Source organism: Flavobacterium sp. (assembly GCF_023151265.1).
Taxonomy (GTDB): Bacteria; Bacteroidota; Bacteroidia; order Flavobacteriales; family Flavobacteriaceae; genus Flavobacterium.
The window spans coordinates 1-9,458 of sequence record NZ_JAKLJH010000105.1 but is presented as its reverse complement, the minus strand read 5'-3'; the positions used below and the strand labels follow the sequence as shown (position 1 = coordinate 9,458).

The 9,458-nt window shown below is 33.8% G+C and carries 5 protein-coding genes and 1 tRNA gene; 3 read left to right on the top strand and 3 right to left on the bottom strand.

What is annotated here, in order from left to right; translation table 11 throughout:
- A partial coding sequence (locus L6Q46_RS10205; protein ID WP_291284212.1) for an MG2 domain-containing protein occupies nt 1-3,403 on the bottom strand: 3,403 nt, incomplete at its 3' end.
- Nucleotides 3,404-3,517: 114 nt separating this feature from the next.
- Nucleotides 3,518-3,958: a nucleoside deaminase gene (locus L6Q46_RS10200; RefSeq protein WP_291284211.1), complete on the bottom strand. Its 441-nt coding sequence runs from the start codon at nt 3,956-3,958 to the stop codon at nt 3,518-3,520.
- Between the two features lie 42 nt (nt 3,959-4,000).
- Between L6Q46_RS10200 and L6Q46_RS10195 the strand changes: the two genes are divergently transcribed.
- From L6Q46_RS10195 to L6Q46_RS10185, 3 genes are all read left to right on the top strand, one after another.
- Nucleotides 4,001-5,767 carry a 1-deoxy-D-xylulose-5-phosphate synthase gene (locus L6Q46_RS10195; protein WP_291284210.1) on the top strand — a complete coding sequence of 589 codons (1,767 nt, stop codon included), beginning with the start codon at nt 4,001-4,003 and terminating at the stop codon, nt 5,765-5,767.
- Nucleotide 5,768: 1 nt separating this feature from the next.
- Nucleotides 5,769-6,713, top strand: a complete 945-nt coding sequence (locus tag L6Q46_RS10190) for a DUF3078 domain-containing protein (RefSeq protein WP_291284209.1) — start codon at nt 5,769-5,771, stop codon at nt 6,711-6,713.
- A 64-nt stretch (nt 6,714-6,777) separates the two neighbouring features.
- Nucleotides 6,778-6,859: transfer RNA gene (locus L6Q46_RS10185), tRNA-Leu, on the top strand.
- Between the two features lie 100 nt (nt 6,860-6,959).
- Here the strand turns inward: L6Q46_RS10185 and L6Q46_RS10180 are convergent.
- The coding region (locus L6Q46_RS10180; RefSeq protein WP_291284208.1) for an alpha-amylase family glycosyl hydrolase at nt 6,960-9,458 on the bottom strand (2,499 nt) is incomplete at its 5' end.

Here is a 9,458-nt window from a genome sequence, read left to right as displayed (position 1 = left end):
AAGTTTTTACACCTAGCGCTTGTCTTGAATAGAATTTTTCCCAAGCATTCGGTGTTTTAAATCGGGTTAAATCTAACAAACCATCATCTACAATTGCAATGGTGTATGTCATTTCTTTACCTGATTTTTCACTTACTTTCAAAGTTGTTTTTTGTTCTGGTTTTAAAACTGAAGGAATTGTTACTTCTGGCTCTAAAACGGTATTTTTATTAATAACTTCTACTGGCAAAATTCCGTACATTCTGATTGGCGTATCGTTTATCGTAGAAGCGTGTGGTTTTAGCAACGAAATATGGAAATACACATTTGGCGCCATATCACCTGTAATAGGAATTTCAACTTGTGTTTCGCCTTTTTTAGTGGTTGCCCAAAGTGTTTTGATGACTTTCGAACCGTTTTCAATTGAAATTAAAGCTCTTCCGCCTTCACTTGACGGGAAAGAAACAATAGCATTTTCTCCAACATTGTATTTTTCTTTATTGGTTGTAAATACTAACATATTCGCCGTTTCGCTACTTCCTTGACGTGATTTTCCTGACCAATATGGCCAATCGATATACGAAGTTAAACTCGTTGCATGACCATCATTCGTATCTTCTACACGAATTAAATATCTTCCCCAATCGGCTTCAGGAATTTTAAATTGAACACTTGCTTTTCCTGATGCATCAGTTGAAACCACGTAATTTCTATATGCGGTTGTTACTTCCGAAGAATTATATTGTGATAAATCATCTCCGTCAGAATTCCACCACCAACGCCATTCAACTTTATAGACACGAACTTCTAAATTTTTAACTGATTTTGGTTTCCCCAATTCATCTAAAGTCACAATATCATAACGATTAACTCTATCGGTTTCTAACAAACCATATTTGTTTGGTTCTGGTGCTTTTATTCCGACATACGTTTTGAATGGAGAAAACGTTGCTGTTGCTACATCGGTACTAAAATCACCTCCATTTTCGTAAGCTTTTGTTTGGAATACCATTTTTAATTTTCCTGGCGCCTGACTTGTAATTTTTGGTTGAATGGCTACTTTAGCTTTTCCTAAATCGTTTACTTTTCCTGAAAAAACGTTTACTTCTTCGGTATAGAATTTACGCACTTCATCGTCAAAATCATATTTTTCATATTTTTTGAAAACAGTTTGTTGTTCCAAGAATTTAGCTTGCATTTCTACTTTCAAATTTTTCGCAACGGCTCCATGTAACCAAGCTACTTCGACTTCGCCACCGTTTAATCTATTGCCCGAAAGTAGTTTGTCAGCGAAAGTGTTTTTAATTTTTAAACGGTTTGGCTTGATTGTTTCAATCTTAATACTTTTATAAAAATGTACACCACCAACCGAAATTTTCACTTCCCAATTTCCAGTTGGATCGCTGTCTTTTGTCGCTAATTTGAATTTATAATGGTTTAAACTATTATATTTTTGAACCATTTGGTAGCGCATTTTCCCTTGCGGATCGCTTAGTTTAAACGTAATTGGGTGCGATTTTTCTAATTTGCTTTCCACATCATTCAACATGAAAGCCAAATGCAATGTATCGCCTGGACGCCAAACGCCTCTTTCACCATAAATAAAACCTTTTAAGCCTTTTTGCAATTCTTCGCCACCGACATCAAAATTACTTACCGACAAGGATTGCCCTTCATCTAGTTTTACATAAGTAGTATTTTTATCTTTTGATACAATCGCAAAAAAAGCATATTTCTTCAACTCGGTTTTCGCTATTCCTTCGCTATCGGTAGTGATAGTTCCTAAAAGTTGTTGTTGGAAATTATACAATTCAATTTTAGCTGATGCAACCGGCTGTGTCGAAACAATATTGTTTACCGCAAAAACATAAGAACCGTTTCCGCCACGTTTTGCAATAACGCCTAAATCGGAAGCAATAACATTTGTAAAAATGGTGTTGTTGTAATAGTACGAATCGGTACACGGATCTTCTCTTTCGTACCAATCATAGCCTTCGTAATAGTAATCGTCGTAATAATCTTGACTGCTTCTTACTTCATCGTCTTGTTCTTCCTCTTCTTCGTTTCCTTCATCAACATAAGCCGAAGTACATTTGTAAAGTGAATATTTACGTTTATACGATATTTCAACACGATAAATAGCGCCTGGATTTGGCGTGATTATTTTAGATAAATCAATAGCATACGCATTCCATTTGCTGGAATTTTGCAATTTGTTTTTATTTAATGCAATGGTTTTTTTAACGATTGGCTGCGCTACTTTTCTTAAATTTTGACTTCCGTTTAATTCGTTATCTTGAAGGAATTGAAGAATGTTGTTTTTGTAAATTTGGTACACTTTAACATCAACCGCGCTCAAATTAACCGATTCGAAATTAATTTTCAAGTTGTTTGAACTAGGTAAAATCGTTCCGCTTTTTATGAAACGAACTCCGGGTTTTACTTGTTCGAACGTAACTTTTTCGGAAAAATTTTGTTTCATTTTGAAGCCGTCTTCGCTCTCAATTCCTTGAAAAACTTCTACTAAAAGTTCGCCTTTTAAAGGTTCATTGAAAAATACTTTTAGTAAATTTCCTGCGGTTGCAAAACGTAAATTTAGAGCTGATTCAACTTGTACTAAACCAGAAAAATCTTGATCTCTATTTAAAGGATCAGAAAAGTTTAATAATAAAACTTGATTGTTATCTTTCTCAACTTCAGCAGAAACGATTTTAAAATTACTTTTCCCAGGAATATCGTAAAGCATTTCGCCCTTTTGGTCAATATCAAATGGAGTTCCATCCCAAGAAATTTTAATTTTACTATCTTCAACTTGTCTTTTAATGCTGTCGATTACAAATTTGTATTCCTTTTTATTGCTTAATTCTTTGACGAACTTAACCTTAACCGCTTTATCTTCTTGATTAACGGAAATTAATTTTTTAGCGGTTTCGAAATCCAAATCATCGCTCGACGTGATTACTCCGTTTAAATATTGGTAATCTTTACTATACGATTGTAAGTCATTTGTCGTTACCATAAAATCTTGCTTTATGGTTTTAATTGTGAAGTTAAAATCTTTCAATTTATCAGGAACATTCGTTAATTCCGACAAATGAAGTGTAACTTGATATTCTTTGTTTTGGTCTAATTTTTTTTCTGGAATAAAAGCGATGGTATTATTAGAAAGTGCCACTACTTTTCCATCAACACTTGGGCTAATGGTAAACAAATTTTCATCTAACTCTTCGTTGGCTGTCCATTCTTTTTTATCAAATGCTAAAACTACTCTAATGTCGCTGTTTGCCGAGACCAATCCCGAACTAAAGTTGAGAATATACGCTTTGAACTGAGAGAAATCAGAATTGAAATCTTTAGCGCTTTTAGAGCACGACAAAGCTACAATCAATACAAATATCAATTGTAAAAAACGAGTTGTTTTCATTTGGAAGGAGATTAGAGAGTTAGTTTGTTTTTGTTCTCAAATTAGCAACAACAAAAATCGTGCAAATTCTTACGTAAATATAAAAATATTTTTGAATAAAATCCTTACAAAAATTTATCGCTTATTTTTAAAAAAAGCTTTCATCAAATTAGCACATTCTTTTTCTAAAACACCTGAAATTACTTTGGTTTTCGGGTGTAATTGGGTTCCCATTTTTTGAAAACCACGATTTTCATCGGAAGCACCAAAAACAATTTTAGAAATTTGCGACCAATACAAAGCGCCTGCACACATTTGACAAGGTTCTAAAGTCACATACAAAGTACAATCTTTCAAATATTTTCCTCCGATGAAATTTGCAGCACTGGTTATGGCTTGCATTTCGGCATGAGCGGTAACATCATGAAGTAATTCTGTTAAGTTGTGTGTTCTTGCAATGACACGATTGTCAATCACAATTACAGCTCCAACAGGGATTTCACCTTTCTCAAAAGCAATTTCGGCTTCTTGTAAGGCTTTCTTCATAAAAAACTCATCGGTAAAAATATTCTCCATAAGTACAAAAATACAATAACCAATTCTTACTTTTGTGCTGTAATGGAAAATTTGCTTTCAAAAATTAACAATCCTACCGATTTAAGGAAACTTCCTGAAAATCAATTACCTCAATTAGCCAAAGAATTGAGAGACTTTATCATTGATATTGTTTCAAAGAAAGAAGGTCATTTGGGTGCGAGTTTAGGTGTTGTAGAATTAACGATTGCGTTGCATTATGTTTTCAATACTCCAGAAGATTTATTAGTTTGGGATGTTGGTCATCAAGCTTACGGACATAAAATCTTAACCGAAAGACGCGACATTTTTCATACCAATAGAGAATTAAACGGAATTTCAGGTTTTCCGAAGCGAAGTGAAAGTATTTATGATACGTTTGGTGTGGGACATTCTTCGACTTCAATTTCGGCAGCTTTAGGAATGGCATTGGCTTCGCAATTAAAAGGAGAAGTTGATAAACAACATATCGCTGTTATTGGAGATGCTTCAATTGCGAGCGGAATGGCTTTTGAAGGTTTAAATCATGCTGGAGTTACTGATGCGAATTTATTAGTGATTTTAAATGATAATGCGATTGGAATTGATCCAAGTATTGGTGCTTTGAAGGATTATTTAACCGCAGTTAAGGAAGGCAAAAACCCAAAGCAAAATAACATCATCAAATCTTTGAATTTTGATTATTCAGGTCCGATTGATGGTCATGATTTATCAAAATTGATTTCGGAATTAGAACGATTAAAGTCGGTTAAAGGTCCGAAATTTCTTCACGTGATTACTACCAAGGGCAAAGGATTACAATTGGCAGAAGAAGATCAAGTAAAATATCACGCGCCAGGAAAATTTGATGCCGAAACTGGCAAAATCCATTCAAAAGACGAATCGCATTTGCCTCCAAAATTTCAAGATGTTTTCGGACATACATTAGTAGAATTAGCAAAGCAAAATGAAAAAATCATTGGAATTACTCCAGCAATGCCAACAGGAAGTTCCATGACCTATATGATGGAAGCTTTTCCAAAACGTGCAATTGACGTAGGAATTGCTGAGCAACACGCCGTTACATTAGCCGCAGGAATGGCTACGCAAGGAATGGTAGTTTTTTGTAATATTTATTCCACTTTTCTACAACGCGCTTATGACCAAGTGATTCACGATGTGGCTTTACAGAATTTACCCGTTATTTTCTGTTTAGACAGAGCAGGATTGGTGGGTGAAGATGGTGCTACGCATCATGGAGTATTTGATATTGCGTATTTGAATTGCATTCCGAATATGATTATTGCCGCTCCAAAAGATGAAATCGAGTTGCGAAATATTATGTTTACAGCTTCAGAAGGTTTGAATCATCCAATTGCCATTCGTTATCCGAGAGGAAGAGGCGAAAATGTGAATTGGGAACAACCTTTTGAGAAAATTGAAATTGGAAAAATAAAAGAATTTCAAAAAGGAACTAAAGTTGCAATTTTATCGATTGGAACCATTGGAAATAATGTAACGAAAGCTCTAAATGAAGTTGAAAGTCCTAATTTATTTTCGCATTATCATTTTTCTTTTATAAAGCCATTGGATTTAGATTTTTTAAAGTTAATTATAAATTCTCACGAGCACATTATTACTATCGAAGATGGCGCAATTACAGGTGGTTTTGGAGAGCAAATAAGTACAATTATTGCAACAAATAATTTCAATAAATCTATCATAAATCTCGGAATTCCTGATTCATTCATAGAGCATGGAACAGTTTTTGAGTTACAACAACTTTGCAAAATCGACGTTAAAAGCATTATTCAATTATTAAACACATTCTAAAATGTTGAAAAAAACCTACTTTTTTGGACTTCTATTTTTTGTTTTTCAAATCAATTACAGTCAAGTTATCAGAACAGAATTACCAGACACCATTTCCTATTGGTCAAAAGAAAATAAAGTTGGTTTAGATATTTCTCAGATTTCATTTGTAAATTGGAATGCTGGAGGTAATAACTCCGTTTCTGGACTTTTAAAAGGACAATTTATTCGCACGTATACTAGAAATAATGTTAATTGGAAAAACGAATTAATTGCTCGCTACGGAATTAATAAGCAAGAAAGTCAAGAAGCTAGAAAAACAGATGATCAGGTTGCTTTTAATTCTACTTTTGGATATAAGAGGGATACCATTTCTAATTGGTATTATGCGGGTAAATTTAATTTTAATACGCAATTTGCCAATGGTTATGCTTATCCAAATACTGATTTAGCAATTTCTAAACCATTTGCACCTGCGTATACTTTTTTAGGGGTTGGGGCAGAATATTCAAGGAAAGATTTGAATTTGAATCTTTATATTTCTCCTTTAACACAAAAAACTACAATGGTTTTTGATCAAAGGTTGGCTAATCAGGGAGCTTTTGGAGTGGAAAAGGCTATTTATGATGAATTTGGGGTTTTGGTAAGAGAAGGTAAAAATATTAGAAATGAAACAGGGATTTTAATTACCAACCAATGGAAAACAGAGGTGTATAAGAATATTAATTTTGAACATCGTATTTCAATGTATACCGATTATATAAATAATTTTGGAAATATTGATGTAGATTGGCAATTGCAGTTAGATATGACTGTTAATCAATATGTAAAAGCTAATATTGGAACACATATTGTTTATGATGACGATATTAAATCTAAAGAAGAGGAAAATGGAGTTCAGGTTATTAAAGGACCAAAGATTCAGTTAAAGCAAATACTAGGTATAGGAGTGGTTTATCAATTTTAATGAAATTATTTTCTTTTTTGTTTGATTTATATATACGAATATCTATATTTGCACTCCAATTGTCGCGGGTATGGTGAAATTGGTAGACACGCCAGACTTAGGATCTGGTGCCGCAAGGTGTGAAGGTTCGAGTCCTTTTACCCGCACAAAAAGCTCTAACGAAAGTTGGAGCTTTTTTTATTTAGTAAAAAAGTATAAAAAAAAGCCGTTTGAATTTCAAACGGCTTTTTTAAACTAACTGTAAATTTATTCTTTTATCAATTTTTTTGATTGGCTTGTACTATTATGATCTGTTAATTTAATTAGATATATACCTACTTCTAAGTTTGTAACATCTAATTGTTGATTTGAAATTATGTTATTAAAGGATTTTATCAATTGTCCGGTTATGTTGTAAATTTCCACTTTAACCATATCTGCTGTAAGAGCAAAACTGTTTTTAGTAGGATTTGGATAAAGATTGATATTATTTTGGTTGGCTTCAAAATCATCTGAAGATAAGGTTGAAGGTCTGTTTCCGTATACTCTAAATTGTCCTGGTGTTAAAGCAATTGTTGCTGTTGAACTTGTTATGGTTATTGGAGTATTATCCATTAAATTATACCAAGTCATAGGGTAGGTGTAAACATCTGTTGGGAAACTTGGGTTTATATTTTGATTTCCCACTGAGAAATTTGCAATAACCACTACATTGCGCAACTGAGTTGTTGGGTAAGTATTGTTATACACATACAATCTTTGGCGAATGTTACTTCCATCTGGGCTAATTGTAAAATCAGAACTAAATACAGGCTCTGAAGTTTTTAAGTTGATTAATTTTGACCAATCGCTTAAAATGGCTGTTCTTCTTGTGTCTGCTAGCCAATTTTGGGTCCATTGCACTTGTTCTTTAGTGTCTAATTTACAGTCACCAGGATAGAATGTGCCTTCGTCATTAACGGTTCCATTTGAACAGGTGTAAATGGATTGATTGTTTCCTAGTTCAGCAAAATGCCAAATCATTTTTGGACCAGGAACAAGAATACTCATAGCTCCTATGGCGCCCATTCTAGCTAGTGCATTGGTTAGATTGCCATTTACTGGAGCTGTTCCGCCACCATTCCCATAAGTTATTGCTTCATACATTAATCGATCTTTGTCATGACTTTCTGGGTAACCTATCAATCTTTTACCTGTAAATCCGCGACTTGTGTGTCCCATTCTCGAAATATTTTGAGTAGAAAATCCCATAGCAAGTTCTTTGTATTGTGTGAACATTTCACCCCACATCATAATTCCTTTTCCTTCTCCTAATCTGTAATTTGCCCATTGTTGTTCTTCATTGTCAGTTCCTAAATGTTCAAAAATTACATAATGGTCATTATCTAAAGTCCAAGAATAATCTGCATATTCTTTTAATACATCTACACGATCTTGTTGGTATGCATTAGTACAAGCATCATCTCCACTGGTACAGTTTTGTGTAAACCCTTTAGTTAAATCCCAACGGAAACCATCTATTTTGTATTCTGTTATCCAATGCTTAATGGTTTGTTTTACATAGTTTTTAGTTAAACTTGAAGAGTGATTAAAATCTTCTCCTACACTGTAGCTGTGTTTTGCAGTAGTATTAAAATAAGGATTGTCACTCGCTGGACTTCCCCATCCATCACCATCAGGATCATTCATCCACATTCTAACCATTGGATTTCTTCCAAATGCATGATTAAATGCAATATCTAATATAACTGCAATTCCATTTTGATGGCAGACATCAACAAGCTCTTTTAATTTTTCTGGAGTACCATAGAATTTATCTAATGCCATATGAAAAGCCGTATTGTAACCCCAACTTTCATTTCCTTCAAACTCCATAACCGGCATTAATTCAATTGCATTGATTCCTAAATCTTTAAAGTATTGAATTTTGTCGATTACATCTTGAAAGTTTCTATTGGCATCGAAATCGCGAATTAAAAGTTCATAAATTACTAATTTATCTTTATCTGGTTTGGTAAAGTTAGTTACTTGCCAACTGTATGGTGCAACACCTGTTTTAAACCATGTTACTTCACGTTCTTGCCCTATTGGGTAAGTTGGTAAATTTGGGAAAGTACTATTTGAAATCCATGGGTCATCATATGGAGATAAAACCATTTTTGAACATGGATCTGCTGCTTTTACTAATGAAGGCGAATTTGCAATTGGAGTTTGGTCAACCGCCCAATATTGATAAGTATTATCTGCACCGGGTGTAAGTCCAGTTAATTCTAACCAAAATTTCCCTGAAGTAGGGTCTTTCTTCATGGCATAGTTGCTATCTGGAGTATAGTTGTTAAAACTACCAGCTACATAAACAAAGTCTTTGCCCGGAGCTTCTAAAACTAAAGTAGCTTTAGTATTATCTGAAACATTTAAATTAATTCCGTTTTCAAGTCCGTTTGGGATTGCTTGAGGCGTGCTTCCAGGGTTTACAATAACAGAAAATTTTCTTGTTATGGTTGATGCTCCTAGAGTTACTTCTAAATCATAACTTGTATTGGCTGTTATGTTTGTGTGATTAAACGCATAACTTGATGTAGTATTTGTATTAATACTTACACCATTTGCTTTTAAATTATAACTAGCCGCACCTCCAGTATTTGTAGCTGAAATATTTAAATTGCCTCCAGAATTTATAATGGTTGCACTATTATTAGCCGGAGCTGTTAAGTTGACTTGAAAAGTACCTACATTGAAGATAAAATCACCACAAGATGGAGGTAG